This window comes from Mesorhizobium sp. M1143, from assembly GCF_040318435.1.
Taxonomy (GTDB): Bacteria; Pseudomonadota; Alphaproteobacteria; order Rhizobiales; family Rhizobiaceae; genus Mesorhizobium.
The window spans coordinates 17,765-44,439 of sequence record NZ_JAMYMJ010000049.1 but is presented as its reverse complement, the minus strand read 5'-3'; the positions used below and the strand labels follow the sequence as shown (position 1 = coordinate 44,439).

The 26,675-nt window shown below is 62.3% G+C and carries 23 protein-coding genes and 1 tRNA gene; 16 read left to right on the top strand and 8 right to left on the bottom strand.

The features are described from left to right. The first annotated feature begins 446 nt into the window (after positions 1-446). Together NKH35_RS25360 and NKH35_RS25355 are read left to right on the top strand one after the other, a co-directional pair. Positions 447-2,711 (top strand): DNA/RNA non-specific endonuclease, encoded by a 2,265-nt coding sequence (locus tag NKH35_RS25360; protein WP_352916776.1) that lies wholly within the window; start codon positions 447-449, stop codon positions 2,709-2,711. Positions 2,712-2,959: 248 nt separating this feature from the next. Continuing rightward, entirely contained in the window at positions 2,960-3,232 is a 273-nt protein-coding gene (locus tag NKH35_RS25355) for a hypothetical protein (RefSeq protein ID WP_023706833.1), read from the top strand. 38 nt (positions 3,233-3,270) lie between these two features. On the opposite strand, the gene NKH35_RS25350 is transcribed toward NKH35_RS25355, so the two are convergent. Together NKH35_RS25350 and NKH35_RS25345 are read right to left on the bottom strand one after the other, a co-directional pair. Then, positions 3,271-3,345, bottom strand: a tRNA-Val gene (locus tag NKH35_RS25350). Between the two features lie 128 nt (positions 3,346-3,473). After that, a complete protein-coding gene (locus NKH35_RS25345) occupies positions 3,474-4,157 on the bottom strand; it encodes a phosphoglycolate phosphatase (RefSeq protein ID WP_023691328.1) in 684 nt (227 codons plus the stop codon). Between the two features lie 155 nt (positions 4,158-4,312). Here NKH35_RS25345 and rpiA point away from each other — a divergent pair, with 155 nt between their 5' ends. The 3 genes from rpiA to gor all read left to right on the top strand — a co-directional run bounded on the left by rpiA (position 4,313) and on the right by gor (position 7,164). Next, positions 4,313-5,044 carry a ribose-5-phosphate isomerase RpiA gene (gene rpiA / locus NKH35_RS25340; RefSeq protein ID WP_352916774.1) on the top strand — a complete coding sequence of 244 codons (732 nt, stop codon included), beginning with the start codon at positions 4,313-4,315 and terminating at the stop codon, positions 5,042-5,044. Continuing rightward, entirely contained in the window at positions 5,031-5,648 is a 618-nt protein-coding gene (locus tag NKH35_RS25335) for a DUF2059 domain-containing protein (RefSeq protein ID WP_023668979.1), read from the top strand. Before rpiA ends, NKH35_RS25335 begins: the two co-directional genes overlap by 14 nt. Positions 5,649-5,772: 124 nt before the next feature. After that, on the top strand, positions 5,773-7,164 hold the full coding sequence (gene gor / locus NKH35_RS25330) for a glutathione-disulfide reductase (RefSeq protein ID WP_352916772.1): 1,392 nt from the start codon (positions 5,773-5,775) through the stop codon (positions 7,162-7,164). Positions 7,165-7,238: 74 nt separating this feature from the next. On the opposite strand, the gene mgtE is transcribed toward gor, so the two are convergent. Both mgtE and NKH35_RS25320 read right to left on the bottom strand, forming a co-directional pair. After that, a complete protein-coding gene (gene mgtE / locus NKH35_RS25325; RefSeq protein ID WP_352916770.1) occupies positions 7,239-8,606 on the bottom strand; it encodes a magnesium transporter in 1,368 nt (455 codons plus the stop codon). A gap of 290 nt (positions 8,607-8,896) precedes the next feature. Continuing rightward, the gene (locus NKH35_RS25320) at positions 8,897-10,783 is read right to left on the bottom strand and encodes an ABC transporter ATP-binding protein/permease (RefSeq protein ID WP_023691324.1); all 1,887 of its coding nucleotides are present in this window, start codon (positions 10,781-10,783) and stop codon (positions 8,897-8,899) included. Positions 10,784-11,387: 604 nt separating this feature from the next. Here NKH35_RS25320 and NKH35_RS25315 point away from each other — a divergent pair. Further along, positions 11,388-11,822 (top strand): hypothetical protein, encoded by a 435-nt coding sequence (locus NKH35_RS25315; protein WP_023750697.1) that lies wholly within the window; start codon positions 11,388-11,390, stop codon positions 11,820-11,822. A 125-nt stretch (positions 11,823-11,947) separates the two neighbouring features. On the opposite strand, the gene NKH35_RS25310 is transcribed toward NKH35_RS25315, so the two are convergent. Together NKH35_RS25310 and NKH35_RS25305 are read right to left on the bottom strand one after the other, a co-directional pair. Then, entirely contained in the window at positions 11,948-12,628 is a 681-nt protein-coding gene (locus NKH35_RS25310) for a DsbA family oxidoreductase (protein WP_023750696.1), read from the bottom strand. 49 nt (positions 12,629-12,677) lie between these two features. After that, positions 12,678-14,498, bottom strand: a complete 1,821-nt coding sequence (locus NKH35_RS25305; protein WP_352916767.1) for an extracellular solute-binding protein — start codon at positions 14,496-14,498, stop codon at positions 12,678-12,680. A gap of 260 nt (positions 14,499-14,758) precedes the next feature. Between NKH35_RS25305 and NKH35_RS25300 the strand changes: the two genes are divergently transcribed. Next, the gene (locus tag NKH35_RS25300; RefSeq protein WP_023668972.1) at positions 14,759-15,382 is read left to right on the top strand and encodes an invasion associated locus B family protein; all 624 of its coding nucleotides are present in this window, start codon (positions 14,759-14,761) and stop codon (positions 15,380-15,382) included. A gap of 81 nt (positions 15,383-15,463) precedes the next feature. Here NKH35_RS25300 and hspQ read toward each other — a convergent pair whose 3' ends face one another. Next, positions 15,464-15,787: a heat shock protein HspQ gene (hspQ, locus tag NKH35_RS25295; protein WP_023668971.1), complete on the bottom strand. Its 324-nt coding sequence runs from the start codon at positions 15,785-15,787 to the stop codon at positions 15,464-15,466. A gap of 224 nt (positions 15,788-16,011) precedes the next feature. Between hspQ and NKH35_RS25290 the strand changes: the two genes are divergently transcribed. Next, complete coding sequence (locus NKH35_RS25290) at positions 16,012-16,974, top strand: AEC family transporter (protein WP_023741221.1); 963 nt, start codon at positions 16,012-16,014, stop codon at positions 16,972-16,974. Here the strand turns inward: NKH35_RS25290 and NKH35_RS25285 are convergent. After that, positions 16,951-18,162, bottom strand: coding sequence for a UbiH/UbiF family hydroxylase (locus NKH35_RS25285; protein WP_023750694.1), 1,212 nt, complete (start codon positions 18,160-18,162; stop codon positions 16,951-16,953). The genes NKH35_RS25290 and NKH35_RS25285 overlap by 24 nt on opposite strands. A 95-nt stretch (positions 18,163-18,257) precedes the next feature. Between NKH35_RS25285 and NKH35_RS25280 the strand changes: the two genes are divergently transcribed. The 8 genes from NKH35_RS25280 to NKH35_RS25245 all read left to right on the top strand — a co-directional run bounded on the left by NKH35_RS25280 (position 18,258) and on the right by NKH35_RS25245 (position 26,550). Beyond that, positions 18,258-19,145, top strand: coding sequence for a DUF2182 domain-containing protein (locus NKH35_RS25280; RefSeq protein WP_352459009.1), 888 nt, complete (start codon positions 18,258-18,260; stop codon positions 19,143-19,145). 14 nt (positions 19,146-19,159) lie between these two features. Beyond that, a complete protein-coding gene (locus NKH35_RS25275; RefSeq protein ID WP_023706821.1) occupies positions 19,160-19,774 on the top strand; it encodes a DUF1326 domain-containing protein in 615 nt (204 codons plus the stop codon). After that, entirely contained in the window at positions 19,771-20,601 is an 831-nt protein-coding gene (gene pcsA / locus NKH35_RS25270; protein ID WP_023682522.1) for a phosphatidylcholine synthase, read from the top strand. Before NKH35_RS25275 ends, pcsA begins: the two co-directional genes overlap by 4 nt. Before the next feature lie 18 nt (positions 20,602-20,619). After that, entirely contained in the window at positions 20,620-21,597 is a 978-nt protein-coding gene (locus NKH35_RS25265; RefSeq protein WP_023682523.1) for a quinone oxidoreductase family protein, read from the top strand. A gap of 216 nt (positions 21,598-21,813) precedes the next feature. Further along, positions 21,814-23,391, top strand: a complete 1,578-nt coding sequence (locus NKH35_RS25260) for an ABC transporter ATP-binding protein (protein WP_023682524.1) — start codon at positions 21,814-21,816, stop codon at positions 23,389-23,391. After that, entirely contained in the window at positions 23,388-24,512 is a 1,125-nt protein-coding gene (locus tag NKH35_RS25255; protein WP_031193354.1) for an ABC transporter permease, read from the top strand. Before NKH35_RS25260 ends, NKH35_RS25255 begins: the two co-directional genes overlap by 4 nt. After that, complete coding sequence (locus NKH35_RS25250; RefSeq protein WP_352916765.1) at positions 24,512-25,432, top strand: ABC transporter permease; 921 nt, start codon at positions 24,512-24,514, stop codon at positions 25,430-25,432. Before NKH35_RS25255 ends, NKH35_RS25250 begins: the two co-directional genes overlap by 1 nt. A gap of 50 nt (positions 25,433-25,482) precedes the next feature. After that, positions 25,483-26,550, top strand: a complete 1,068-nt coding sequence (locus NKH35_RS25245; RefSeq protein ID WP_023682527.1) for a BMP family ABC transporter substrate-binding protein — start codon at positions 25,483-25,485, stop codon at positions 26,548-26,550. The last annotated feature ends 125 nt before the right edge of the window (positions 26,551-26,675 follow it).

Genomic DNA, 26,675 nt, shown 5'->3' with positions numbered 1-26,675 from the left:
CACCGCGCCACCGCCCGCGTAGCAGCCCTGCCCATTACGCCTTGAAACGGCTGGGCGCAGGGGGCGCGCCCCGTGCCGGGCCCGTGCGGGGCGGAAAGCCGCCGGCACGCGCGGCTAGCGGAGCCGCGCGTGCAGGCGCCAACTGATAAAAATGGATAGGTGATAAAATTTCTGTAAAACCGAGCGGCCGCAATGGCCCTTCCACCCGTTGCGATAGGTGGGCGCAAACAGCGTGAGCGTCTGTGACGGAGATCACATACAGCATCGCTGAAATAATGCGAGCGTCATACATCGCGCGAGCGACTGCGGCAAAGAGACATGCCGACGTTGCACTCCGGTCATCTTCGACGCGAGTTGATTTGTTTCCTTGCCTGCCAGTCAGAATTGCACCAGTCTAAAATGGGGCAATACATTTCTTTTCTTCGACAGAACCTTTGAGGGCGACTATGCCGGTCAGCAGAGAGCAGCGAATCCGTCAATATCTCGATCTCGTCACCGGGGGCGAGGGGACTGAATCAGTCCTCGGCAACGTGGAGACGATGGCAGGCGGCGCTCTGGAATCCCTTGCGCCTGCGGAAGCCGGCAAGACGGAGGCGGCGTTTGAATCGGCGCGCGCTGGCATGGAGAGCCTCGCGCGGGGCGCCGAAGTCGCGCCCGAGCAGCTTTCCGATCTGGAAGCCATAATCATCCCGGAGTTGCGGCCGGTCTATGACATCAAGGATGGCACCTTTACGACGCTGACTTTCGACGGCGCTCCGACACCTGGCCATTCGCTGTGGACGAAGCTTACCAGCGAGGCCGCATTGAAGCAGCGCATCGAAGCCGCCCTGCCGGCGATCGGGCGTATCGAACTGTTGTGGGACACCAATATCCCTTACGGCGGCACGGGCTTCGTCGTCGGCCGCAACCTGCTGATGACCAACCGTCATGTGGCGCAGATATTTGCGGACGGCCTTGGCGACCGCAATGTGCAATTCATCAACGGCCGCGCCGCCGGCATCGACTTCAAGCGCGATTCGGCGGCAGGAAACGTCTTCAAGATCCGCAATGTCCGGATGATCCATCCCTATTGGGACATGGCGATTCTCGAAGTCGAAGGCCTGCCCGACAACATCACGCCGCTGTCGCTCGCGGTCGCCGACGCGCGCGATATGCTGCGCCAGGAAGTCGTCGCCATCGGCTATCCGGCGTTCGACAATCGCAACGCGGTCGATGTCCAGAACGAGCTCATGCGCAATCGTTTCCAGGTCAAGCGCCTGCAACCGGGCATGCTGCAGGGCGGCTTCGATACGGAGAGTTTCGGCAAGATCGTCAGCGCGGCGACACATGATTGCTCGACCACTGGCGGCAACTCCGGCACCGCCATGATCAACCTCGCCACCGGCGAGGTCGTGGCGCTGCATTTTGCCGGCCGCTATCTCGAGCGCAACTACGCCGTGCCCACCGGCGCGCTCGCCAAGGACCAGCGTGTCGTCGACCTCGGCCTCAATTTCGCCGGCGCCGCCAGCGGCGGCCCCAACGATTGGGGCGCATGGTGGAACAAGGCGGACAGTGGGTCGCCGGCCGAGGGCGTAAACCTGGTTGAAGTCGGCGGCGCCCAGCAGATCCCGGGCGTCGCCACCCAGACGCCTCCATCCGGAGGCGTCGTCGTTTCGCCGGGCGGCAGCGTCACCTTCGAAGTGCCGTTGCGCATCACCGTCTCGCTCGGCGCAACGCCTGGCCATGAAGCGGTCACGGAATCGGTCGAACTGGAAGCGGCCAAGCCGACCCCTCCAGGCGGCGCATTCGTTCCCAAAACGGTCGCGGACTATGCCGGCTATAAGGGCTACGACGAGAAATTTCTCTCTGGCGGCACTAAACTCGCGCCGGTCGTTGTGCCGATGCCTGAGGCCACCGACCTCTCAGTGCTGGCGCCGCTCAAGGCCGGCGGCACGCAACTCGACTACCAGAATTTTTCGCTCAAGATGCACGCCAAGCGGCGGCTGGCGCTGTTCACCGCCTCCAACGTCACCGAGGAGAGCAATCTGCGCGAGCCGGAAAAGGGCCGCAACTATTCGCGCGGCGGCCTGTTCAACGAGCGCTGGTTCCCGGATCTGCGGCTCGACGACAAGTACCAGATCCCCGACGTCTTCTACACCCAGGATCAGGGCGCCTTCGACAAGGGCCATATCGTCAGGCGCGATGACGTGGCCTGGGGCAGCACGTTCGAGCTTCTGCTCAGGGGCAATGTCTGCTCCTTCCATGTCACCAACTGCTCGCCCCAGGTCGAAGGCTACAACCGCTCCGACAGCGGCGAGAAGAACTGGGGCGATCTTGAGAACCACGTCCTGTCGGAGGCGGCCAGCGAGCGGCTTTGCGTCTTCGCCGGGCCGGTCCTCGCCGAAGACGACCGGACCTTTGCCGGCAAGGGTCCCAAAGGCACCAGCCTTCGCGCGCTAGTGCCGCGCCGCTTCTGGAAGGTGGTGGTCGCCCGCGTCAGTGACGGCATCGCCAGCTACGGCTTCGTGCTCGAACAGGATCTGTCAGACACCGAGCTGGAGTTTGCCGTCTCCGACGAGTTCATCGGCGCCATGTACCCGCTGACCGAAATCTCCGAAATGAGCGGCGTCATCTTCGACAAATCGATTGTCGACGCCGACCAGTACGAAACGGTTCGTGGCGGCGAAATTGCAATGCGGGCGGGATCACGGAGACGAAAGAAGAAAGCTTAGGCTCGCGCGGCGCTGCGATGCCTTGCAGGGAACACCATGACCGAATGGACGCAATCCAAGCCGACCTCCCTGCTGCCGGCCACGCGCCCCCGAGCGGTACCAATTAGCGCCAACACAGCGGAGATCTGGATCAGCACATAGCTGACGGCGAGCCGGGCACCGGAAAGAAGTCGTTCGTCAAAAAGCCGTGATGCAGCGCCTCAAGATAGCGGCAATAATACGGGCTGGTTTTCATTCGGAGTTTTTACATGCGCACACGTCACGCCATCATGCTTGCACTTTCCGTGCTTTCCATTCCTGCCGTCTCCATCCCGGCGCAGAAGGCACGAGCGCTGGAGCCTGAAAAATACACGGTCTACTGCGCCAACGATCACATCGAGGTTTCGTTCTGGGATCTCGAGCAGATGAAGGTGCGGAACGGATCCGATGTATGCCAGTTCCAGAGCTACACGAGCTACTCAAGCGCGTTGAACTTTGCGCAGAAGAATTTTGGTGGGGAAGGGGCGAGTTGCAGCTGCTAGGAGTGCTGGCTTGGAGTGTGCTGTTCCGGGAAAGAAAATGGTGGGCGATGCAGGGATTGAACCTGCGACCCCACCCGTGTGAAGGGTGTGCTCTCCCGCTGAGCTAATCGCCCGCTCGTTGCCCGAAGGCCAAGCGAGCCGCGATATAAGGGAGGCAGGGTTGTGAAGTCAAGGCGATGCGCCCGCCTTCTATGCCTGAAATGGGCGAGGGCAGGCGCTGCCGCGCAATCGTCCGTTTCGCTCAGCCGGCCGCAGCTGCAATCAGCCGTTCCGCCAGGTCGAGCGTCAGCGCGTCGAAATGCGAAATCACCGCCGACGGCTCGAATTCTCTGACATGGCGGTCGGTGTAGCCGAAATCGACGGCGACCACCGGAATGCCGGCGGCCTTGGCGGTGTCGATGTCGGTCTGCGAATCGCCGACCATCAGCGCATGATGCGGATCGCCGCCGGCGAGCCGGATGGTCTCGGTCAGATGGCGCGGGTCGGGCTTGCGGAAGGCGAACGTGTCCTGTCCGGCGATCGCGGCGAAATGCTTTGTCAGGCCGAGCGCCTCGATCAGCGCTTTCGAATTCGCCTCATATTTGTTGGTGCAGATGGCGAGCAGATAGCCGGCCTTCTCGAAGCGGGCGATGGCTTCGACGACACCGGGGTAGGGGCGCGACTTGCCGGGGATGTTGAGTGTGTAGTGGTCGAGGAACACCTTCAGCAGCCTGTCGTGCTCCTCCACTGCCAGCGATTTCTGCTGCGCGGTATGCGCGCGCTCGATCATCACCCGTCCGCCCTGGCCGACAAAACGCCGGAAGCCGGCTTCATCGACGGCGGCAAGCTCGCTGGCGGCAAGGCTGTGGTTGAGGCTGTCGAGCAGGTCCGGCGCCGTGTCGATCAGCGTCCCGTCGAGGTCGAACACGATGATCGGTTGGGTCATGGCCTGTCCTGTGGCTGATGCATTGCAGGCAGGCGATAGCGGCTGCGCTTCTTTCAGGCAAGCCGGTGCGAGCCAAAGTCTTTGACCCTGCGGGCAAAAGTGCTAGGAGCGCGCATCCAGAAAAATCAGAACCAAGCCAAACCCCCGGGGCGAGCATGGATGCGAGGCAGTTGAAAGTCGAGGCCGCGCGGGCTGCCCTTGCCCATGTCAGCGACGGCATGCGCATCGGCATCGGCACCGGGACGACGGCCGACGAATTCGTGCGGCTGCTGGCCGAAAAGATCGCCATTGGCTTGTCCGTCATCGGCGTGCCGACGTCGGAGCGCACTGCAGCCCTTTGCCGCGAACTTGGCGTGCCGCTGTCGACGCTTGACGAAACGCCCGAGCTCGACCTCACCGTCGACGGCGCCGACGAGATCGACGCGGCGCTGACGCTGATCAAGGGCGGCGGCGGCGCGCTGCTGCGCGAGAAGATCGTCGCGGCGGCATCTCAGCGCATGATCGTCATTGCCGATCGCTCGAAGATGGTCGACACCCTTGGCCGGTTTCCGTTGCCGATCGAAGTCAACCAATTCGGCCTGCGCGCGACCGAAATCGCGGTCGCGGCAGCGGCCAAAAGTCTCGGCCTTTCCGGCCCGGTTACATTGAGGATGACGGGGGGCCAGCCTTTTGTTACAGACGGCGGCCATTTTATCCTCGATGCATCTTTTGGCCGCATTCCGGATACAAGAGCGCTTTCGAATGCTCTCCATGCCATTCCTGGTGTGGTCGAGCATGGTCTTTTCATCGGGCTGGCGTCAGCGGCCATCATCGCCGGCGGCGACGGCATCCAAACCGTCCATGCCGCCCGAAAACCAGGGAGTTCTACCGATCATGATGTTGCATAACCGGGTTCGCAATCTTTGCGCCGTTCTGGCGGCTTCGGCCGTTTTCGCCTTCTCTTCCCCGGCGTTCTCGCAGGAGATCACGGAATCGCATCTGAAGGCGGCACGGGCGGCGGTCACGGCAATCCACGCGACCGACTCGTTCGACAACATCCTGCCGCAAGCAGCGGCCTCGCTCGAGCAGCAGCTCATCCAGAAGAACCCTGATATGCAGGAGCTGATCGGCAAGACCGTCAGCGAGAAGGCACTGGCGCTGGCCTCGCGCCGTGCCGATCTGGAGAAGGAAGCAGCGCTCGCCTATGCCAAGGTGTTCTCCGAGAAGGATCTCACCGACATCGCCGCCTTCTACAATTCCGATGCCGGCAAGAAGCTGCTCGACAACGGCCCCAACGTGACGCGCGAACTGGTCAAGGCCGCCGACATCTGGCAGAACGGCCTGGCGCGCGATCTCGCCCAGCAGGTCGGCGAAACGCTGGCAGCCGCCGCGAAGGCCGCTGCTCCGGCCGCGCCTGCGCCGGATAACGCAACTGCCCCCGCCGATGGCGCTGCACCTGCCGACGGCGATGCGCCCGCAGACGGTGACCAGCCGGAAGCGCCGAAGAACTAAGACGTCTGATTTCGCCACCGGCATCCTTGCCGCTGGACCAGAAAGCCCGGTGGAAACCGGGCTTTTCTTTTGGCTTCATGCAGCCTACCTGTCTCAAACATTTCTTGGGGCAAGGAACAGCAGCATGGCCGGTTACGACTACGATCTCTTCGTCATCGGCGGCGGCTCCGGCGGGGTGAGGGCGGCGCGCGTGGCGGCAGCGCTCGGCAAGCGTGTCGGCATCGCCGAGGAATACCGCTATGGCGGCACCTGCGTCATCCGTGGCTGCGTGCCGAAAAAACTCTATGTCTATGCCTCGCAATTTCCCGAGCATTTTGCCGACGCCGCCGGCTATGGCTGGACGGTGCCGGAGGCGAGCTTCGACTGGCCGACGCTGGTCGCCAACAAGGACCGCGAGATCGCCCGTCTGGAAGCGATCTACGAAAAGAACGTGAAAGGCGCCGGCGGCGAGACGTTCCACTCGCGCGCCATGCTGGTCGACCCGCATGTCGTGCATCTCCTGGGCGATGACCGCACCGTCACCGCCGACCAGATCCTAATCGCCACCGGCGGCCGGCCGGCGCCGCACCCGGCGCTGCCCGGTCACGAGCATTGCATCTTTTCCAATGAGGTTTTCGACCTCAAGCAACTGCCGAAGGCGATCATGATCGAGGGCGGCGGCTACATCGCCGTCGAATTCGCCAATATCTTCCATGGCTTGGGCGTCGACACCACGCTGGTCTATCGCGGCAAGGAGATACTGTCACGCTTCGACATGGACCTGCGGCACATGTTGCACGAAACCATGGAAAAGAAGGGGATCAAGATCCTCTGCCACGCCGTGTCCGAATGGGTCCGCAAGCGGCCGGACGGCAGGCTGGATGCGTTGGTCACCGGCGGCAAGGTGCTGACCGTCGACCAGGTCATGCTCGCCATCGGCCGCCTCCCCAACACCGAGAATATGGGCCTGGAAGGCGTCGGCATCGAGCTCGGCTTAACCGGCGCCATCGTCGTCGACGACTTTTCCCGCACCAACATCGACAACATCTGGGCGATCGGCGACGTCACCAACCGCGTGCAGTTGACGCCTGTGGCGATCCACGAGGCCATGTGTTTCATCGAGACCGCATTCAAGGGCAATCCGACCGCGCCCGACCACGACACCATCCCGACCGCCGTCTTCTCACAGCCGGAGATCGGCACCGTCGGGCTGTCCGAGGACGATGCCGTCAAGCGCTACTCCGATATCGAAATCTACCGCGCCACATTCCGGCCGATGCGGCACACGCTGTCGGGCCGCGACGAAAGGATGCTGACGAAGCTGGTGGTCGATGGCGCCACGCGAAAAGTGCTCGGCGCGCACATCCTCGGGCCGGACGCCGGCGAGATGGCGCAGTTGCTCGGCATTCCGCTGAAGGCCGGCGTCACCAAGGATGATTTCGACCGCACCATGGCCGTCCACCCGACGGCAGCGGAGGAACTGGTCACCATGTACAAGCCTACCTACCGCGTGAAGAACGGCGTGCGGGTCGATTGACGCCCGCGCGCTCGATCTTGAAGAACCCCCCATGGCAGCCGCTGTTGCCACCGAGATGGGAGGCCTGAAGCTCATTACAACAAAGTGCCGCGCAGGATGACCAGCGCCACCGAGAAATAGATCACCAGGCCGGTGACATCGACCAGCGTGGCGACGAACGGCGCCGAGGCGCTCGCCGGATCGAAGCCGATCCGTTTCAGCGCGAACGGCAGCATCGACCCCGACAGCGAGCCGAAGGTGACGATGCCGACAAGGGCTGCCCCCACGGTCGCCGCGATCAGCGGCCAATGCGGCCCATAATCGTAGAAGCCCATAAACTGCCAGAGCGCGATGCGGCAGATGCCGACCACGCCAAGCATGGCGCCGAGCACCAGGCCGGTGGGCAATTCGCGCAACGCCACCCGCCACCAGTCGCGAAGGCCGATCTCGCGCAGCGCCAGCGCGCGAATGACGAGCGAGGTCGCCTGCGAGCCGGAATTGCCGCCCGAGCTCATGATCAGCGGGATGAACAGGGTGAGCACGATCGCCTTTTCCAGTTCGCCTTCATAGCTTTGCATGGCATTGGCGGTCAGCATCTCCGAGATGAACAGCGCGCACAGCCAGCCGCCGCGCTTCCTGATCATGGCGAGAAAGCTCATCTTCATGTAGGGCTCGTCGAGCGCCTCCATGCCGCCAAAGCGATGCGCGTCCTCGGTCGTCTCCTCGATCATGGTGTCGATGATGTCGTCGATGGTAACGATGCCGAGGATCTTGCCGTGGTCGACGACGGGAACCGCGAGCAGATCGTATTTGGAGATCGTCTGCGCCAGTGTTTCGCGATCGGTAAGCGGCGTCACCGTCACCGGGGCGCGATCCGGCGCCACCGACAGGATCGGATCGTCCGGCTCGCCCGTGATCAGCCGGCGCAGGCCGGTCGATCGCACCAGCACATGCGTCTCGGGGTCGACGATGTAGATGGCGTAGACGGTCTCGCGCGTCCGCTCCACCTTGCGGATGTAGTCGAGCGTGCGGCCAACGGTCCAATCCGAAGGCACGCTGACGAACTCGGTCGTCATGATCGAGGCGGCGCTGCCTTCGGGATAGCCGAGAATGGAAAGCAGCGTTGCCCGCAGCGGCGGGACCAACCCGCCGAGCAGCTCGGAGCGCGCCGGTTCGTCCAGTTCGCGCAGGATATCGGCGGCGCGGTCGACCGACATGGCGGTCAGGAGCTTGCACGCCTTGGCGCGCGGCAGCGCCTCGGCCAGATCGGAGGCGCCGTCGAGTTCAGGCTGGTCGAAGATCTCGACCAGCCGCTCGAACGGCATTTCGCAAAGCAGTTCTATCGCGGTATCGCGAGATTCGCGGTTCAGGGCCTCGACGACATCGGCGACGTGATCATTGGCAAGGATACGCGCGATAGCGACGGCATCGTCGCCCGCTACGACGGGGGTAAATTCGTTCATGGCTCACTCCTTGCCGTCCGGCGGGACGTGAGCCGTTAGAGGTCACATCGAGGCGGACGGCGGTTGCGTTCGACTACTGTCGCCAGGCATGGCGCGGTGACCTTTCTGCTCGCGGGTTCGAGTTGGAATTCAGCGAGCGGGCGCAACATAGGAGCGCATCTTGGCGAGTCAATCGCGGGGGTGGCGGAAAACAGCCGGGAGCCGGCCCAATCGCGAGACTGTGATGATTATTGAAGGGGGAGGGAGCGAGTGCCCCGCCGCCAGTGGCGGAACGCGCTTCGGCGTGGCTGCTATTTCTGCTTCAGCCGGCGTGAAAAACGCATCCATTTGTCCTCGACCGGCCGCGGCTGCGTAAGGATGGTGGTGAGCTCGCGCGGAAGGTTCGGAACAAGCGGCCTCTTGGTGGCGACGCCGTCGGCGATCGCGACCACGCTATGGTAGAATTCCTCGCCCGAGGCCGAACGTGGCGGCACCGCCTCATGCATGATGCTGATCACCGTGACATCGGGACAGTTGTCCTTGATGGCTTGGTGGAAGGCGATCTTGCCATCCGGATCGAGCGCGCCGGTCGCTTCGTCGAGGAACAACAGTCCCGGTTGCTGCAGCACGATGCGGGCCACAACCAGCTTCTGCTTCTGGCCGCCGGACAGCAGCTGGTCCCAGATCTTTCCCTCGCGGCTTTCATCGGCCATGTGTTCGATGAAATCGCCGAGGCCGGCCTTGTGCAGGGCTGCCGCGACCTGCGCATCGCCATAGTCGTCCTCGGAACCGGGCAGGCACACCAGCTGCTTCAGCGACACCTGCTGCAGCTTGACCTCCTGGGCGGCATAGAAGCTCCTCACACCGTCAGGGAAGACGATGGTGCCGCGGCCATAAGGCCACAAGCCGTTGATCGCCTTGATCAGCGAAGTCTTGCCGCAGCCGGATTCGCCCTTGAGGAATGCCCACTCGCCGCGCCGAAAGCGCAGATTGGCTGCGCTCAGGAACGGCGTGGCGTCTTCACCCTGATGCGCCAGTTCAAGCTTCTGGATGGTCAGGCCGAAGACCGGGTTCTGGCTGGCATAGTGGAAATCGGAACGGCCGGTCTGGCTGTAGAATTCCTGCGGCTGTTGGACGTTTTCAATGGCGTGCGCCAATTCAATGACGCGCTGGCTGTTGGCCCGCAAGGTGGCGAGACTCGGCATGACATGGATGAACCAGGAACATTTGCTGATCAGCGCGTTGACCTGCTCGGAACCGGTTATGTAGCCCTTGAGGTCGACGCCGTTGTGGATGAACGGCACCAGACCAGGTCCGTAGGCGACAACTTTGGCCCCGACGAAATTGTAGACCGATTCGAATCCCGCATAGAGGGTGTTGACGATGTTGAGCTTCGACCAGGTGGTATCAATATCGAGATAGAGCCGTCCATGTATCGTCTTTTGCACGTCTTCGCCTTGCGACGCCGACACATGGAAACTGCGGCGCAACAAAGTGATCAGCTCGCTGCGATAGGTGCCTTCGGCCTTCTGCATCCTGACGTTGAGCCACTCCAGCATTCCGCCGAGTTTGATCGCGATCCAGGTATTGACCGGCACGTAGATGGCAACCGCCAGCAGAGCGAGGACGGCGCTGCCATAGCTGCCGAGGGCATCCAAGCCTTTTACCTCCACGGAATTCGCCAGCAAAGCGCCGCCGACAAAATAAAGTGAGGTGAAGACGCCGAACACACCTTGGGCAAGCCCGATGGCGCCGCCCGCCATGTCTTTGATGGATTCCTGCACGCGCTGATCAATGTTGTCGGGCGCTGGCGCATCTGGCGAGCCATTCTGGGCGTGGTAGTGCGTATGGTTGGTATCGAGCAGCGCCGCATTGAAACGCGCGTTCAACCAGGCGCGCCATTTGCGATGCAATGTCGCCGATACAAATTTGCAGGCGCCTATGATTCCCATGTCCTTGAACACGACCAGCAGGACAAGCAGGCCGGCATTGGTAAGCACCGATTCAAGGGGCGTGGTATTCGCGGCGTCGTGAAAAAAAGCGATTGAGGCTGCCAGTTCGCCCGCCAACACGGTAAACCAGACGTCCGCCTTGCTCGACAGGGCTATGATGAGTGCGAGGACGACGGTGAGAGCCCAGGCTTCCCTCCACCGGTCCGAGAACCAGTAGGCCCGCATCAGTCCCCAGAAGGTCCGCATCGACGATACTGGCGTCAGGGGCGACGGCCCGGCGGGGGCGTCGCGGTTCCAAAGTGCCGATATTGAACGTCGCGGTCTGTCGACCCGAATCACAATCCCGCCCAAACCTTTTTTAGTTTTGTTACGGATAGTAACACCAATTGATCATTTTCTATGAATTTTATCCCGGCGAATGTGAAGCAGCCCACCCGCCGTTGCCATGAGGCAACAGTTGGTGCTGCGAGATCGCCGTCTTTGGGTCAAATTTGTCCTTTGTTTCAATGTGTTGCGAGAACGCTCAGATGTGCGAATATATTCCCTGAGGGAAGGCTCATACACGGCTTTGTGACCAAAAGGCCTGCCCGTCGGCCGGTTTTCCCACCGCGCGCTAACCGGATCGCCCGAAAAATTGCCGTCCATGATCGCCCCAGGCCGCCCGAATCATCTCACCGGCCATCATGGTTGGGCACGCAAGATCGTCGCTGCTGTAAAGCGACTGTTCATGAGGTGGCACGCGCTTTTTAGCTGCAGTTCAACACCGTTTGACAATCAAGCGCACTGGAATGAACCTTGCCGGGCACTGTCGGCACCAATGCATGTCCGGTCCCCACAAGGAAGCTCCCCAATGCTTGCAAGCGCAGCCGTTCCCGCAATCGTGACGCTCTTTGCCTGGCTGCCTCTTGCGCATGCCGGCAGCCAGACCATTCCGGCAAGCGCCGAAGGGCAAATCGAGTTCAATGCGCCGTCCGGCAACATCGGCTGCATCTACACGCCGAAGGGCGGCACCAGCACCTACGAGCCACAGGATGGCGGTCCGGAACTGAGCTGTTCGCGCGTCGAGCCCAGCTACGTCACCGTGATCCTTGGGCCGAACGGCCCGGCAACATTGATCAAGAATCCGGGCGAGCAGGGCTGCTGCAGCGATGTGGCGAAGCTGGCTTACGGAAGCAGCTGGAGCAAAGGGCCGTTTACCTGCCAGTCGTCAACCAAGGGACTGACCTGCACGGGCAGCAACGGCCACGGATTCTTCCTCAGCAAAGCCAAGGTGACGGTGAAATAACCCGAGCATGATCCCGAAAAGTGGTTGCCGGTTTTCTCGGACAAACGGGAAACCGTTTTGTCCAGAGATCATGCTCAAACAAGGAGATAGAGCCCATCCCGATTTCCATCGGGATGGAACAGGCTCTAGCCGGCCTTTTCCAGTTCGCCCTTGGCCTTTGCGGCCGCGACCTGGCGGATGGCATCAGTCAGCGTGTCGGCGTCCTGCGCGCCCATGACGGCGTATTTGCCTTCGAGCAGGAAGCACGGCACGCCGGTGATCCCCATCCGCGATGCCGTGGCGATTTCTGTGCGCACCTCCTCGACGTCGGCATCGGTCGGCAACAGCGTCTCGACCACGGCGGCGTCCATGCCGGCCTCGCGGGCGGCGTCGATCAGCACGGCGTGGTCGCCAATATTGCCGGCTTCCTCGAAATACAGCTGGAACAGCCGGCGCACGAGCCGGTTCTGCACGGCTTCACCGGCGGCGCCCGCCCAGCGGATGACGCGATGCGCGTCCAGCGTGTTGGCGGCGACCTTGATGGCGTCGAAAGCGAAATCGATGCCTTCGGCCTCGCCGAGCGGCTCTATGCGGGCATGCATCTGGCGGATGCGCTCGTCGCTGCCGAATTTGGCCAGCATGTATTCGCGCCGGTCCTTGCCCCCGGGCGGGATGGTCGGGTCGAGCTGGAACGGCCGCCAGCGCACATGAACCTCGACGTCGCCGGCAGCGGCAATCGCCTTGTCCAGCCGCTTCTGGCCGACGAAGCACCAGGGGCAGACGACGTCGGAGACCACGTCGATGGTAATGGAATTGTCATCGCTCATCTTGATCTCCTGCAGCCGAGCGTTTTACCGAGCATGATCTCGGCTACGCTCAGTTCGGCTTGCGCCACCATGTCGGCCATTGATAACCGAATATGGGAGTCTTTTTGGGATGATCCAGGTAATTCCAGTAAGCGAGCCATTGCTGCGCGTTGTACTGCATCGGCACCATGTAATTGCCGGAGATCAGCAATCGGTCGAGCACGCGCACGGCGGCGACATAGTCTTCCTTGGTCCGTGCTCTCAGCATCGCGTCGATCGCCGCGTCGACCGCCGGATCGGCGACGCCGGCCAGATTGAATGAACCTTCTCTTTTGGCCTCCGAAGAACCCCAGCGAAGGTTCTGCTCCATACCGGGAGACAGCGAGTTGCTGAACCCGCTCGACCCGACAAGAACCTCAAAGTCGAAACGCTGCTTGCGCGACTGGATCTGGTCGGCTTCGAGGCTGCGGATGGTCACCGCGATGCCGATCTTTTCCAGCGAGCGCTGATAAATGGCGGCAAAGCGTTCCTCGTCCTGCGAGGCCGTCAGGATCTCGAAACCGAAGGGAGTTCCCTTTGGGTCCAGCAGGACACCATCCCTAACGGCGTAGCCCTGGCTCTTCAGCAGGTCGAACGCCACCTTCATCACCTTGCGGTCCTGGCCGGTGCCGTCATTCACCGGCGGGCGCCAGCTGCCGTCCATGACATCGGCCGGCACGCGGCCGGGGTAGGGCGCCAGCAGCGCCTTTTCCCTGTCGCTGGCGGGATGGCCGAGCGCGGAAAGTTCGGAATTCTGCCAGTAGCTCATCGTGCGCGTGTACTTACCGCCGAACAGGTTCTTGTTGGCCCATTCGAAGTCGTAGAGCATGCCGAGCGCGCGCCGCACCTCCGGATTGGAAAACTTCTCCAGCCGCGTGTTGAACAGGAAGCCGGTCACCACGGGCGGTATGCCGGTGTCGAAGGTCTCGGCGATCACCTCGCCGCGATGAAAGGCGGGAAAATCGATATCGCGCTCGCGCTTGACCGGATCGCCCTCATCGTAAATGGCGCAGATGCCTTTCTTGAACGCTTCCGTCTTGGCATTGGCGTTGAGGAAGTACTCGATGGTGATCTGGTCGTAATTGTCGAAGCCGCGCTTGGAAGGGATGTCCTTGCCCCAGTAATTCGGGTTGCGCTTGAACACGATGCGCTGTCCCGGCTGCACCTTGTCGATGATGTAGGGACCGCTGCCGATCACCGGCTTCAACGTCGTCTTGTCGAAGGTATCCTTGTTGAAGGCGTGCTTTGGGATGATCGGCGTCAGCGCGATGATCAAGGGGGTCTCGCGATTGGCCTTGTCGTTGAAGGTGAAGCGCACGCTGTGATCGCCGGTCTTTTCGAGCTTGGCGATCAGGCTCATGCGATCCCTGTAGGGCGGGCGGCCCTTGTCGGTGAAGACATCGTAGGTGAACAGCACGTCATCCGGCGTCACCGGGTCGCCATCGGACCACTTTGCATTTGGGTTGAGATGGAACTCGATCCACTTGCGCTCGGGATCCATATCGGCTGTGTCTGCGAGCAGGCCATAGAGGCTGAAGGCCTCGTCGTAGTTGCGCATCATCAACGGCTCGAAGACGAGATTGCCGAAAATGAGGTCCTGCATGCCGCGCGCCGTGGTGCGCAGGCTCTTCAGGATGAACGGGTTCAGATTGTCGAAGCTGCCGACGACGCAGTAAGTGATGTTGCCGCCCTTCGGCGCATCGGGATTGACGTAGTCGAAATGCTGGTAGTCGGCTGGCAGCGCCGGCTTGCCCTGCATGGCGATGGCATGTTTCGGTTCCGACATCGCCACGCCGGGTGCAAAGGCGAAGAACGAAATTGCGGCGATCAGCCAAACAAGAATGCGGCCCATGACCGTCTCCTTACTGGGCGGCTTGATGATTCGGAGTGCACCCTAACATGGCGCCGCGGCGCTCCGGCCAGATACATCAACCCAAATCGCACGACCCAAATTGCGAGGCCAAGAATTGCAGGCGGCGGGCTGGATTCGGCTGCTCATGCAGTGTAACACGCGCTCCGAAGTCATTCTGTTGCCTCAATTCGGCAACAGGTAGCAGGACCACACGGCGCGAAGAAGCCGGTCCCGGGATCATTTGAGAGGAAATGCACGACATGACGAGCCTGAACAGCAACGCATACCGCCTTTCGGTCCTGGCCGCGGGCGTGGTCGGCTTTCTGGGCGCCGGACTTCCCACCGCTTCGGCACAGCAACAGATTCCGCAGGGTTGGTTCAAGGCCTGCACCAAGCAGGAAGATGTCGACATCTGCAATGTCCAGAACATCATCACTGCCGGCAACGGCCAGTTCGTCACCGGCGTCAGCCTGATCGAGTTGAAGGGCAAGGTAAACCGCAAGGTCTTCCAGGTCACGGTTCCCCCAGGTCGCCTGGTGCCCCCCGGCATCGCCCTGCAGATAGACGCCGGCAAGGCGACGAAGCTGGATTATGTCATTTGCTTCGCCGACCGTTGCGTTGCCGAAGTGCCGCTGACCGACGCGCTCGTCGCGTCCTTCAAGAAGGGACAGGCGATCACGCTGACCTCGATCAACTTCCAAAGTCAGCCAAATCCCATCAAGGTTGCCTTGACCGGCTTCAGCGGCGCCTTTGACGGCGCGCCGCTGCAGCAGTCGGACATCGAGGATCGGCAGAAAAAACTTCAGGATTTCGTCGTCAAGAACAACCAGGACTTCGCCAAGAAGCTCAAGGACGAGCAGGCCAAGGCCAAAGCCGCCAACTAATCGCCGGGACAGATACCGGAGCGACAAAAAGCGGGGTCATGCCCCGCTTTTTTGTTGTCGTCACGTCGATGCAAGGTGATGTCAGTGTCTCGACTGGCGTTTCGGCTCGTAGCGTCCATCCGGCCGCTTGTCGAACATCTCGCCGATCTGCGGATGACGGACCGGCTCACCTGATTGGTCCTCGAGCAGGTTCTGCTCGGAGACATAGGCGATGTATTCGGTTTCCGAATTCTCGGCGAGCAGATGGTAGAACGGCTGGTCCTTGCGCGGCCGCACGTCGGCCGGGATGGCTTCGTACCATTCGTCGGTGTTGGCGAATTGCGGATCGACATCGAAAATGATGCCGCGGAACGGAAACAGCCGATGACGAACCACCTGTCCGATCGAAAATTTGGCCGTTTTCATCATACTCACCACTAAGCCTCTAGAGCGCCCGGCGTCCCCTCGAATGTGCGAAGAGCGCTCTAAGGCTTTGAATTTACACACACCGTGGCCAAAAATCGAGCCCGACTTAGGTCTGGGATCAGGCTTTATTTGGCGCAGATGGCGTGTCAGTTCAATGCCGAAGCGCTTGACGCCCGATGAAGCTACGGGCTAGCCCGGTCCCGGGGTTTCGGGCCAGGGCAAAAATGTCTGACATTGTCGGTCTTGTTCTTCCGTTCTTCGGGCTGATTTTCATCGGCTTTCTGGTCGCGCGCATGACCAGGCAGCCGCTGGAAGCGCTTGGCTGGATGAACACCTTCATCGTCTATGTCGCGCTTCCTGCCCTGTTCTTCCAATTGCTGGCCCGCACGCCGTTCGAACAGTTGACCGAATGGCGCTTCATCTTCGGCTCGGTATTTTCCACCTACACGATCTTCTCGATCATGTTCGTATGGTCGGTGACGGCGTCGCGCGGCGAGATCGCCCAGTCGACGATCAAGGCGCTGGCCGCGGCCTACGGCAATATCGGCTATATGGGGCCGGGGCTGGCGCTGCTCGCCTTCGGCGAACAAGCGGCGGTTCCCGTCGCGCTGATCTTCTGCTTCGAAAATATCATGCATTTCGCCATCGCGCCGATGATGATGGCGCTGTCGGGCGACGACAAGACATCGCCGTGGCGGCTCATCCTCGGCGTAGTCAGGAAAATCGTCCTGCACCCGTTCATCATCGCGACCGCGCTTGGCGTCGGCGCGGCCTATCTCGGCTTTCACCCACCGCAGCCGGTCGATCGCCTGCTTGAATATCTTTCGCGGGCAGCCGCCCCTTGCGCCCTGTTTGCCATGGGCGTGACGCTTGCGCTCCGGCCGCTCAACCGCGTGCCGCATGAGCTGGCGTCGATCGCGGCGCTGAAGCTGATCCTGCATCCATCGCTCTGCTACGTCGTGCTGAGCTGGATCGGGAACTTTTCCGAAATCTGGGTTTTTTCAGCCGTGCTTTTGGCGGCATTACCGACCGCAACCAACGTCTTCGTCATCGCCCAGCAATATGGCGTCTGGGTGCAACGCGCCTCGGCCAGCGTGCTGATCACCACCTGCCTCTCGGTGCTGACGGTGACCGGGCTGCTCTACATGATCCGCCACGGCATCTTACCGCCGGACCTGTTTCCCTGAACCGCCGGTAAGCGCCGCAAAGCCGCTGCCCGGCCTCAAGCCTTCGCGCATGAAAAAGGCGCGCAGCGGCGCGAAACTGCCGAGCACATTGAGGCCGGCGCTGCGTGCCATCTGCGCCGGCAGCATGTCCGAAAGCAGCGACATGTTGAGCAGATTGACCGCGCCGGAACGCGCCAGAATGTCGGGACGGCGCCTGGAATCATAGGCGGCCAGGGCCTTCGCGGCGCCGGGGTCGTCGCGATTTTCACCAGCGATTCCAATCAGATCCTCGATGTCCCTGATGCCGAGGTTGAGACCTTGGGCTCCGATCGGCGGGAATACATGTGCAGCCTCGCCGACCAGCGCCACCCGGTTTTGCGCGAAGCGCCCCGGTGATGCCGCAGAAAGCGGGTAAATTTGTCGGCCGGGCTCGACCGACACCCGGCCCAGCATCGACTGCATCTGCTGCTCAACACGCTCGGAAAGCGTCGCGTCATCGAGTGCGGCGAGGTCCTTCGCCGTCTCCGGTTTCACCACCCAGACGAGGCTGGAGCGGTTGCAGGGCAACGGCACCTGGGTGAACGGCCCGGTCTCTGTGTGGAACTCGGTCGAGGTGAAGCCGTGTTCGCTGCGATGGCCAAAATTCAGCACCAGCGCCGCTTGGCGGTAGGATCGCACCGAGGCCACTATGCCTGCCGCCTCGCGCGCCGGCGACAGGCGCCCATCGGCAGCGACCGCAAGCGCGGCCGAGACTTCGCGACCATCAGTCAAGACGGCATGCGCCTGATCGGCGTCCAGACGCCAACTCTCGACCATCGACGTCAGCCATTCGATGCCGGGATGCGCCGCGACGGACTTGGCCAGCGTCGGGTTCAGCGCACTATTGGGCAGGTTGAGCCCGAACTGCTCCTCGCCGATCTCTATGGCGCGAAAAGTCACCACCGGGCTGCGGATCAGCCGGCTGGTCGCATCGACGATGCGCATGACCTTCAGCGGCGCGGCCTTCGGCGCAAGTTCGGCCAGCACGCCCAGCCGATCGAGAACCTTGAGAGCAGGGTTCATCAGCGCCGTGGTCCGGCCATCGGGCCCGCCTGCTTCGGGTCCGACCAGGGTTACCGGAAAGCCCGCCTCGGCGAAACCGAGCGCCGCGATCAGTCCGGCAGGGCCGCTGCCGGCTACCAGTATCCGTGCTGTCTCGCGATGATCCAAATTGGACTTCCAGTTTGCGATGCAGGTGTCTACCCATGGATATAGGTCAGACCATGCGGCTTGATCAACGCGGCGATTAGGCTCATTCGGTTGTCATGACCGGCCAGCAGGACGATTTCAGCCATCTCGACCGCGCCGGCCGCGCCACGGCAAGCCTGGCCCGCAGCCCCCGCCTGACGGTCAACATCGCCATCGCCGGCGGCATTCTGCTCGCCTGGTTCATTCTCGGCGCCATGGCGATCCGCGGCGCCGAAGGCCGGCTCCCCGGCGTACCAGGCGATGTGGTCCTGCGATATCTGCCGCAACTGCCGCTGCCGGATGTCCTCGACCGCTTCTTCGGCATGTGCCTGACGCCCGCACCACTTGATGCCGGCGGCGCACCGGTTCTGGCGCTGATCGTGATGTGGTTTTTGATGGCCGTGGCGACGATGCTGCCGTCGGCGGCGCCGATGATCCGTACCTATTGTGAAATCGCCGACACCGCCCGCATCAAGGGCGAGCCGGTGGCCCACCCGCTGGTCCTGGTTGCCGGCTACCTCTCGACATGGCTTGTCGCCTCTATCGGCTTCGCGGTGCTGACGTTGCTCGTCCACGCATTTGCGTCCTCCGCTCGATTGCTCGATCCGGTGAGCGGCCTTGCCGCGGCGGCCGCGCTGCTGGTTGCCGGCCTCTACCAGTTCAGCAGCCTCAAGCAGGCCTGCCTGACAAAATGCCGGAACCCGTTCTCGACACTGTTTTCCAACTGGAGCGCGGAGCCGGGTGGCATCTTCCGGCTAGGGCTGAAGCAGGGCCTGTGGTGCCTCGGCTGCTGCTGGGCGCTGATGCTGGTGATGTTTGCCGTCGGCGCGATGAACGTGTTCTGGATGGCGCTGATCGGCCTGTTCACCTTGATCGAAAAACAGACCACCGGCAGCCTTCCAACCCGAGTGGCCGGTGCGATACTGCTTGTCTGGGCAGTCGCCCTGCTAGTAGTCTCGGCATGACGGGGGATAATTCCATGGCAGAGCAAGGCTGGGCAATGAAAGGAGAGCTCGTACTCTCCTGCAATTGCACGGTTTTTTGTCCTTGCGTACTGTCGCTTGGCAGCCATCCGCCGACGGAGGGTTATTGCCAGACCTGGGCGGGCTTCCGCATCGACGCAGGCCATTTCGGCGAGGTCGACCTGTCCGGCCTCAATCTCGGTCTGGTCATGGAAATCCCAGGCTATATGAGCCGCGGCAACTGGACCGCAGGCCTGTTCATCGACAAGCAAGCCTCCGTCTATGCGGTGAAAGCGCTGACCAGGATCTTCACCGGGAAGGCCGGCGGAACCACCGCGCTGTTGTCGATCCTTGTCGGCAAGTTCCTCGGCGTCGAGCAGGTGCCGATCACCTACGAGACGCGTGACAAGACCCGTATTTTCCAGATACCGAAGATCATCGACGGGGCGGTCACACCGATTCCCGGCAAGGATCGCGAGAAGGATACCGTGATCGGCAACTCGGAATACTGGATCGCGCCGGAGATCATCGTGGCCAGGTCCGATAAGAGCAAGATGCGGGCTTTCGGCCGCAACTGGAACTTTGCCGGCCGCTCGGCCGAAATCTGCAAACTGGATTGGCGGGGCCCGTGAGCAAGAACACAACGGCCAGAAACGCCGCCAAAAAGATCACCGACCGGATACCCAGGCCGAAGAAAAAGGTCACCTGGCCGCAGGCGCGGGCATTCTCGGTGCATCTGTTGACCGCGTCTGGCTCGTTCCTGGCTTTCCTGTCGCTGGTGGCGGCAAGCGAGCAACGCTGGACGGCGATGTTCTGGTGGCTGGGGTTGGCGCTGTTCGTCGACGGCATAGACGGGCCGATCGCGCGCAAGCTCGAGGTCAAGGAGATTTTGCCGACCTGGTCGGGCGAGCTCCTCGACAACATCATCGACTATGTCACTTACGTGCTGATCCCGGCCTTCGCACTCTACCAGCGCGGCTTCATGGGCGAAGGGCTGTCGTTCCTGTCGGCGGCCATCATCGTGGTGTCCAGCGCCATCTATTATGCCGACACCGGAATGAAGACGAAGGAGAACTTCTTCAAAGGCTTTCCGGTGGTCTGGAACATGGTCGTGTTCACGCTGTTCGTCATCGAGCCCGGACAGTGGGTGTCCTTCGGCGTCGTCGTGGCGGCCGGCATCCTGACCTTCGTGCCGATCAACTTCATCCATCCCGTGCGGGTGGTGCGGCTGCGGCCAATCAATCTTGGCATGACGCTGCTCTGGTGCGCTTTCGGTGCGCTGGCGCTGGCGCAGGCGGCCCTTGCCGCCTTCTACGACCAGATCGGCGTTTTGGGCGAACAGGTCGGCGTCTTTACCAAGGTCGGCATCACCATCACCGGACTTTACCTCGCCTGCATCGGCGGTATCATGCAGTTCTTCCCCAAACTCGGCGCCAAGCCGGACACTAAGAAAGCCTGACCGCAGGAAAGCCCACAAATGTCCAAAGCAATCCGTATCCACGCCCATGGCGGTCCGGAAGTCCTGACCTATGAAGACGCCGATCCGGGGCAACCCGGCGCCGGGCAGATCCTGGTCAGGCACACCGCGATCGGCCTCAATTTCATCGATGTCTATCACCGCATCGGCCTCTATCCGCCGCCCGGCGGCTTCCCGCTGATCCCGGGCGGCGAGGCGGCAGGTGTGGTTCTCGAGGTCGGCGCAGGCATCGACTGGCTGAAGCCGGGCGACCGCATCGCCTATGCCGTCAATGTCGGTGCCTATGCCGAACAGCGCATTGTCGCCGCCGACCGCGTGGTCAAGGTACCGGACCGCATCAGCGACGAACAGGCCGCCGGCATGATGCTTAAAGGCATGACGGCGGAGTATCTGTTGCGCCGGACCTTCAAGGTGAAGGCAGGCGACACCATCCTGTTTCATGCCGCCGCCGGCGGCGTCGGGCTGATCCTGGGACAATGGGCAAAACATCTCGGCGCCACCGTGATCGGCACGGCAAGCTCAACCGACAAGATCGAGCTCGCCAAGGCGCATGGCTTCGACCATGTCATCAACTACAAGGAGCAGGATTTCGTCGCCGGCGTCGCCGCCATCACCGGCGGCAAGAAATGTGACGTCGTCTACGATTCGGTCGGCAACGACACATTCCCGGCCTCGCTCGACTGTCTGAAGCCGCTCGGCATGTTCGTCTCTTTCGGTCAGTCCTCTGGACCGATCCCGCCATTTTCGATGTCGGTGCTGGCGCAGAAGGGCTCGCTGTTCGCTACCAGGCCGACGCTGTTCGTCTACAACGCCAAGCGTGAAGACCTCGAAATCTCCGCCGCGGCATTGTTCGATGTGGTGTTGAGCGGCGCGGTCGAGATCAAGATCAACCAGCGCTATGCGCTGAAGGACGCCGGCAAGGCGCAAGCCGATCTCGAAGGGCGCAAGACCACGGGTACGACAATACTGATCCCCTGACGGAGGTTTGCCTTCCTTTCAGTGCTTTGCCGCGGCGCCCAGGCACTGTTTGCACGAAAAACCGGTCGGTCGGTTTGTTGTGCGAAACGGGTCTATCTTTACCCCTTGAGTTTCCGCTGAAATTCTTGAAGCTCTTTCAAGGTGGGTGCTGCTTTCGCACGAGAGCGGCCAGCGCATACGATGTTGGCGGGAACACAGAACATGTCCGGGAACCGGATGGGAGGCACTGTGAGTGCAGATCATGATGGAGCGAACCTGCTTGAGGTTCGTGGCCTGACCAAGATATTCGGCACGCTGACGGCGTGCGATCATATCGACCTCAACATCGCCAAGGGCGAGATCCACGCGCTGCTTGGCGAAAACGGCGCCGGCAAGTCGACGCTGGTCAAGATGCTGTTCGGCTCGCTGGAGCCCAATTCCGGCGAGATATTCTGGAACGGGGAAGCGGTGCGGATCACCAGTCCGGGCATGGCGAAGAAGCTCGGCATCGGCATGGTGTTTCAGCACTTTTCGCTGTTCGAGGCGCTGACCGCGGCCGAGAATATCGCTCTGTCTCTGGATGACGGCTCACCGATCAGCTCGATCGCGGCCAAGGCGAGGGCGCTTTCCTTCAGCTATGGCCTGCCGCTCGATCCGGACTCGCTGGTCGGCGATCTCTCGGTCGGCGAACGCCAGCGCATCGAGATCATCCGCTGCCTGTTGCAGACGCCGCAGCTCATCATCCTCGACGAGCCGACCTCGGTGCTGACGCCGCAGGAAGCCGACAAGCTGTTCGAGACGCTGGAGCGCCTGCGCTCCGAGGGCAAATCCATCCTCTACATTTCGCACCGGCTGGAAGAGGTCAAACGCATTTGCGACCGCGCGACCGTGCTGCGTCACGGCAAGGTCGTCGGCCATTGCAATCCGCGCGAGGAAACGGCTTCGTCGCTGGCCCGCATGATGGTCGGCAACGAGGTGAAGGCCGTGGTGCGTGCGCCGGCCGAAGGCATCGAGACCGCGCAGCCGCTGCTCGAAATCCGCGCCCTCAGCCGCAAGCCGGCAACGCCGTTTTCGATTCCGCTGAAGAATATCAACCTCACTGTGCGCGCCGGCGAGGTGATCGGCATTGCCGGTGTCGCCGGCAACGGCCAGGGCGAGTTCTTCGAATCCGTCTCCGGCGAGGTGCTGCAGCAGGACGCCGCATCCGTGCGCATCCGCGGCAAGGATGCCGGCTCGCTCTCGATCACAGGCCGGCGGCTGATGGGCGCTGCCTTCGTGCCGGAAGAACGCCTCGGCCATGGCGCGGCGCCACGCATGAAGCTTTCGGAAAACCTGCTTCTGTCGCGGCACGCCACCGACGGCAAGGTTTTTGTCGGCGCCGGCGGCGCCGTCAAAAGCGGTGCGGTCTATGCCGCCGCCCAGCGCATCATCGTGGCGATGGATGTGCGCAAGAGCGCGCCCGATCCGGAAGCTGCGGCCCTTTCGGGCGGCAATTTGCAGAAATTCATCGTCGGTCGCGAACTCGACCGCAGCCCTGCCGTCATGGTCGTCAACCAGCCGACCTGGGGCGTCGACGCCGGTGCCGCCGCCCACATCCGCCAGGCGCTGATCGAACTGGCGCGCAGCGGCTCGGCAGTTCTGGTCATCAGCCAGGACCTCGATGAGCTGTTCGAGATTTCGGACGCGATCGCGGTCATGCACAATGGCGAATTGTCCAAACCGCTGCCGATCGCCGAGGCAACTTTCGAAAAGGTCGGTCTGTTGATGGGCGGCGCCGAGCCTGGCCACGCCGAACATGGTCTGGAGACGGCATGATGCGCCTCGAACTCGTCAAACGCCCGCAGCGCTCTATGCTCTTTTCGGCGCTGTCGCCCTTCATCGCCTTCGCCCTAACGATCATCGCCGGCGCGGTTCTGTTCGCGCTGCTCGGCGTCAACCCGCTGAGCGCATTTGAGATCTATTTCATCGAGCCGATCAGCCAGGTCTGGCAGCTGCATGAGCTGGCGATCAAGGCCGCGCCGTTGATCCTGATCGCGGTCGGCCTGTCGGTCTGTTACAAGGCCAACATCTGGAACATCGGCGCTGAGGGACAGTTCATCCTCGGCGGCATTTTCGGCTCGGCCATTCCGGTGCTGTTTCCCGGGTTCGAAGGCCCGCTGGTGCTGCCGCTGATGCTGTTGTTCGGCATGGTCGGCGGTGCCGCCTATGCAGCAATCCCGGCTCTCTTGAAGACGCGCTTCGGCACCAACGAAATCCTGACCAGCCTGATGCTGGTCTATGTCGCCCAGCTTTTCCTCGACTGGCTGGTGCGCGGCCCCTGGCGCGATCCACAGGGCCACGGTTTCCCGCAGACGATCCAGTTCAATGACTCGGCGGTCCTGCCGGAACTGATGCCGGATGCCGGCCGCGCCAATTGGGGTTTTGTCTTCGCGCTTGTTGCAGCCGTGCTGATCTGGGTGCTGATGAGCCGCCTGCTCAAGGGTTTTGAGGTCCGCGTGCTCGGCTCCAGCCCGAGGGCAGGGCGCTTCGCCGGTTTCGGCCTCAACCGCATGGTGTTCTTCGCCTTCCTGCTGTCAGGCGCGCTGGCTGGGCTTGCCGGCATTTCGGAAGTCTCCGGCGCCATCGGCCAGCTCCAGCCGGTGATCTCGCCCGGCTACGGCTTCACCGCCATTATTGTCGCGTTCCTCGGCCGGCTCAATCCGCTCGGCATTGTCGCCGCCGGCCTGGTGCTGGCGTTGACCTATCTCGGCGGCGAGGCGGTGCAGAGCGCGCTCGGCATTTCCGACAAAGTGGCACGCGTGTTCCAGGGCATGCTTTTGTTCTTCGTGCTCGGCTGCGACACGCTCATCCACTATCGCATCCGTCTGGTCGGCATGGCGCTGACGAAAAGCGCGGCGAAGCTTGAAGCCGCGCCGAAGTTGAAGGAAGCCCGCTGATGGACATCGCCGTCAACATCCTTTTGACCATCGCCACGGCGGCGACGCCGCTTTTAATAGCGGCCATCGGCGAACTGGTGGTCGAGCGCTCCGGCGTGCTCAACCTCGGCGTCGAAGGCATGATGATCATGGGCGCCGTCGGCGGCTTCGGAGCCGGCTATCTCACGGGATCGCCCTGGATGGGCCTGTTGGCGGCAATTGCCATGGGCGCGGTGTTCTCGCTGCTGTTTGCGGTGATGACGCTGTCGCTCTCCCCCAATAAGGGGGCGACCGGCCTGTCGTTGACGCTGCTCGGCCTCGGCCTTTCCGGCATGATGGGGACCAGCTTCGTCGGCCAGCCCGGCGAGCGGCTGCCAAACCTCTACGTTCCGGTGCTCACCGACATTCCCGTGGTCGGCAGGCTGTTGTTCGGCCAGGACCCGATCTTCTACATCTCGATCGCGCTGACGGCGGCCGTCATGTGGTTCCTGTTCAAGACCCGCACCGGCCTCACTCTGCGCTCGATCGGCGACAGCCACACATCGGCGCATGCGCTCGGCATCAAGGTCATCCGCTACCGCTATCTCGCGGTCATCTTCGGCGGCGCCTGCGCCGGCCTTGCCGGCGGCCATCTGTCGCTGGTCTACACGCCGCAATGGGTGGAGAACATGAGCGCGGGCCGCGGCTGGATCGCGCTGGCGCTGGTCGTCTTCGCCTCCTGGCGGCCGTGGCGCGTGCTCGCCGGCGCCTACATCTTCGGCGCGGTGTGGATCGGCCAGCTTCATGCACAGGCATTTGGCATTCCGGTGCCTTCGCAGCTGCTTTCTTCTCTGCCCTATCTGGCAACCGTCGTGGTTCTCGTTCTAATCTCGCGCAACAAGCGTCTGACGATGATGAACACGCCGGCTTCCTTGGGGCAGCCATTCGTTCCGGATCGTTGACAACAAAAACAAACGGGAAGCTCCAAGGCTAAACTCAGAGAGGTAACACAATGAAAAAACTGCTTATTGCGTTGATGACCACGACCGCCGCCATGTCACTGGCGGCGTCCGCGCAGGCCGCCGACAAGTTGAAGGCATGCTGGGTCTACACCGGCCCGATCGGCGACTTCGGCTATTCCTACCAGCACGACCAGGGCCGCCTCGAGGTGGAAAAGGCGCTCGGCGACAAGGTCGAAACCGCCTATCTCGAGAACGTCTCGGAAGGTCCCGATGCCGACCGCGCTTTCGAGCGTCTGGCGCGCGAAGGCTGCAAGATCATCTTCGGCACCTCTTTCGGCTTCATGGACCCGGAAGTGAAGGTCGCCAAGAAGTTCCCCAAAGTGATGTTCGAGCACGCCACCGGCTACAAGACCGCTGACAATCTCGGCATCTACAATGCGCGCTTCTATGAAGGCCGCTATGTGCTCGGCCAGATCGCCGCCAAGGAATCGAAGGCAGGGGTCGCCGGCTATATCGTTTCCTTCCCGATCCCCGAAGTGGTGATGGGTATCAACTCCTTCATGCTCGGCGCGCAGTCGGTCAACCCGAACTTCAAGGCCAAGATCGTCTGGGTGAACTCCTGGTTCGATCCGGGCAAGGAAGCTGACGCGGCCAAGGCACTGTTCGATCAGGGCGCCGACATCATCGTTCAGCACACCGATTCCACCGCTGCCTTGCAGGTGGCGGAAGAGCGCAAGCTGCACGGCTTCGGCCAGTCCTCCGACATGATCAAGTTCGCGCCGAACGCGCAGCTGACCTCGCTGACGGACGAATGGGGGCCGTACTACATCAGCCGCGTTCAGGCAGCGCTCGACGGCACCTGGAAGCCGGACAATGTCTGGCTCGGCATCAAGGACGGCGCCGTCAAGCTGGCGCCCTTCACCAACATGCCGGACGATGTGAAGGCGATGGCCGAGGCAACCGCCAAGAAAATCGCAGATGGCTGGAACCCCTTCACCGGACCGGTCGCCAAGCAGGACGGCACGCCGTGGCTCAAGGACGGCGAAGTCGCCGACGACGGCACGCTGCTCGGCATGAACTTCTATGTGAAGGGCGTCGACGACAAGTTGCCGCAGTAAATATCGGAAACGCAAAGGAGAAGGGGCGCCGCGCGGCGCCCTTTTTCATTTCGCGGGCTGCACGCTTCGACTGCGAAACCGCGCCGAGGGCTGTGCCAAAAATCCGAGGGCGCCGGGAGGCGCCC

Coding starts and splice junctions, on each gene's coding strand:
- NKH35_RS25260 (WP_023682524.1), top strand. CDS start 21,814: ATGGGAGGCACTGTGAGTGCAGATCATGATGGAGCGAACCTGCTTGAG.
- NKH35_RS25305 (WP_352916767.1), bottom strand. CDS start 14,498: ATGGGCCGCATTCTTGTTTGGCTGATCGCCGCAATTTCGTTCTTCGCC.
- NKH35_RS25355 (WP_023706833.1), top strand. CDS start 2,960: ATGCGCACACGTCACGCCATCATGCTTGCACTTTCCGTGCTTTCCATT.
- NKH35_RS25250 (WP_352916765.1), top strand. CDS start 24,512: ATGGACATCGCCGTCAACATCCTTTTGACCATCGCCACGGCGGCGACG.
- NKH35_RS25300 (WP_023668972.1), top strand. CDS start 14,759: ATGACGAGCCTGAACAGCAACGCATACCGCCTTTCGGTCCTGGCCGCG.
- rpiA (WP_352916774.1), top strand. CDS start 4,313: ATGGATGCGAGGCAGTTGAAAGTCGAGGCCGCGCGGGCTGCCCTTGCC.
- NKH35_RS25245 (WP_023682527.1), top strand. CDS start 25,483: ATGAAAAAACTGCTTATTGCGTTGATGACCACGACCGCCGCCATGTCA.
- NKH35_RS25290 (WP_023741221.1), top strand. CDS start 16,012: ATGTCTGACATTGTCGGTCTTGTTCTTCCGTTCTTCGGGCTGATTTTC.
- NKH35_RS25255 (WP_031193354.1), top strand. CDS start 23,388: ATGATGCGCCTCGAACTCGTCAAACGCCCGCAGCGCTCTATGCTCTTT.
- NKH35_RS25315 (WP_023750697.1), top strand. CDS start 11,388: ATGCTTGCAAGCGCAGCCGTTCCCGCAATCGTGACGCTCTTTGCCTGG.
- NKH35_RS25345 (WP_023691328.1), bottom strand. CDS start 4,157: ATGACCCAACCGATCATCGTGTTCGACCTCGACGGGACGCTGATCGAC.
- NKH35_RS25360 (WP_352916776.1), top strand. CDS start 447: ATGCCGGTCAGCAGAGAGCAGCGAATCCGTCAATATCTCGATCTCGTC.
- NKH35_RS25335 (WP_023668979.1), top strand. CDS start 5,031: ATGATGTTGCATAACCGGGTTCGCAATCTTTGCGCCGTTCTGGCGGCT.
- NKH35_RS25320 (WP_023691324.1), bottom strand. CDS start 10,783: ATGCGGACCTTCTGGGGACTGATGCGGGCCTACTGGTTCTCGGACCGG.
- NKH35_RS25265 (WP_023682523.1), top strand. CDS start 20,620: ATGTCCAAAGCAATCCGTATCCACGCCCATGGCGGTCCGGAAGTCCTG.
- NKH35_RS25275 (WP_023706821.1), top strand. CDS start 19,160: ATGGCAGAGCAAGGCTGGGCAATGAAAGGAGAGCTCGTACTCTCCTGC.
- NKH35_RS25310 (WP_023750696.1), bottom strand. CDS start 12,628: ATGAGCGATGACAATTCCATTACCATCGACGTGGTCTCCGACGTCGTC.
- mgtE (WP_352916770.1), bottom strand. CDS start 8,606: ATGAACGAATTTACCCCCGTCGTAGCGGGCGACGATGCCGTCGCTATC.
- NKH35_RS25280 (WP_352459009.1), top strand. CDS start 18,258: ATGACCGGCCAGCAGGACGATTTCAGCCATCTCGACCGCGCCGGCCGC.
- hspQ (WP_023668971.1), bottom strand. CDS start 15,787: ATGAAAACGGCCAAATTTTCGATCGGACAGGTGGTTCGTCATCGGCTG.
- gor (WP_352916772.1), top strand. CDS start 5,773: ATGGCCGGTTACGACTACGATCTCTTCGTCATCGGCGGCGGCTCCGGC.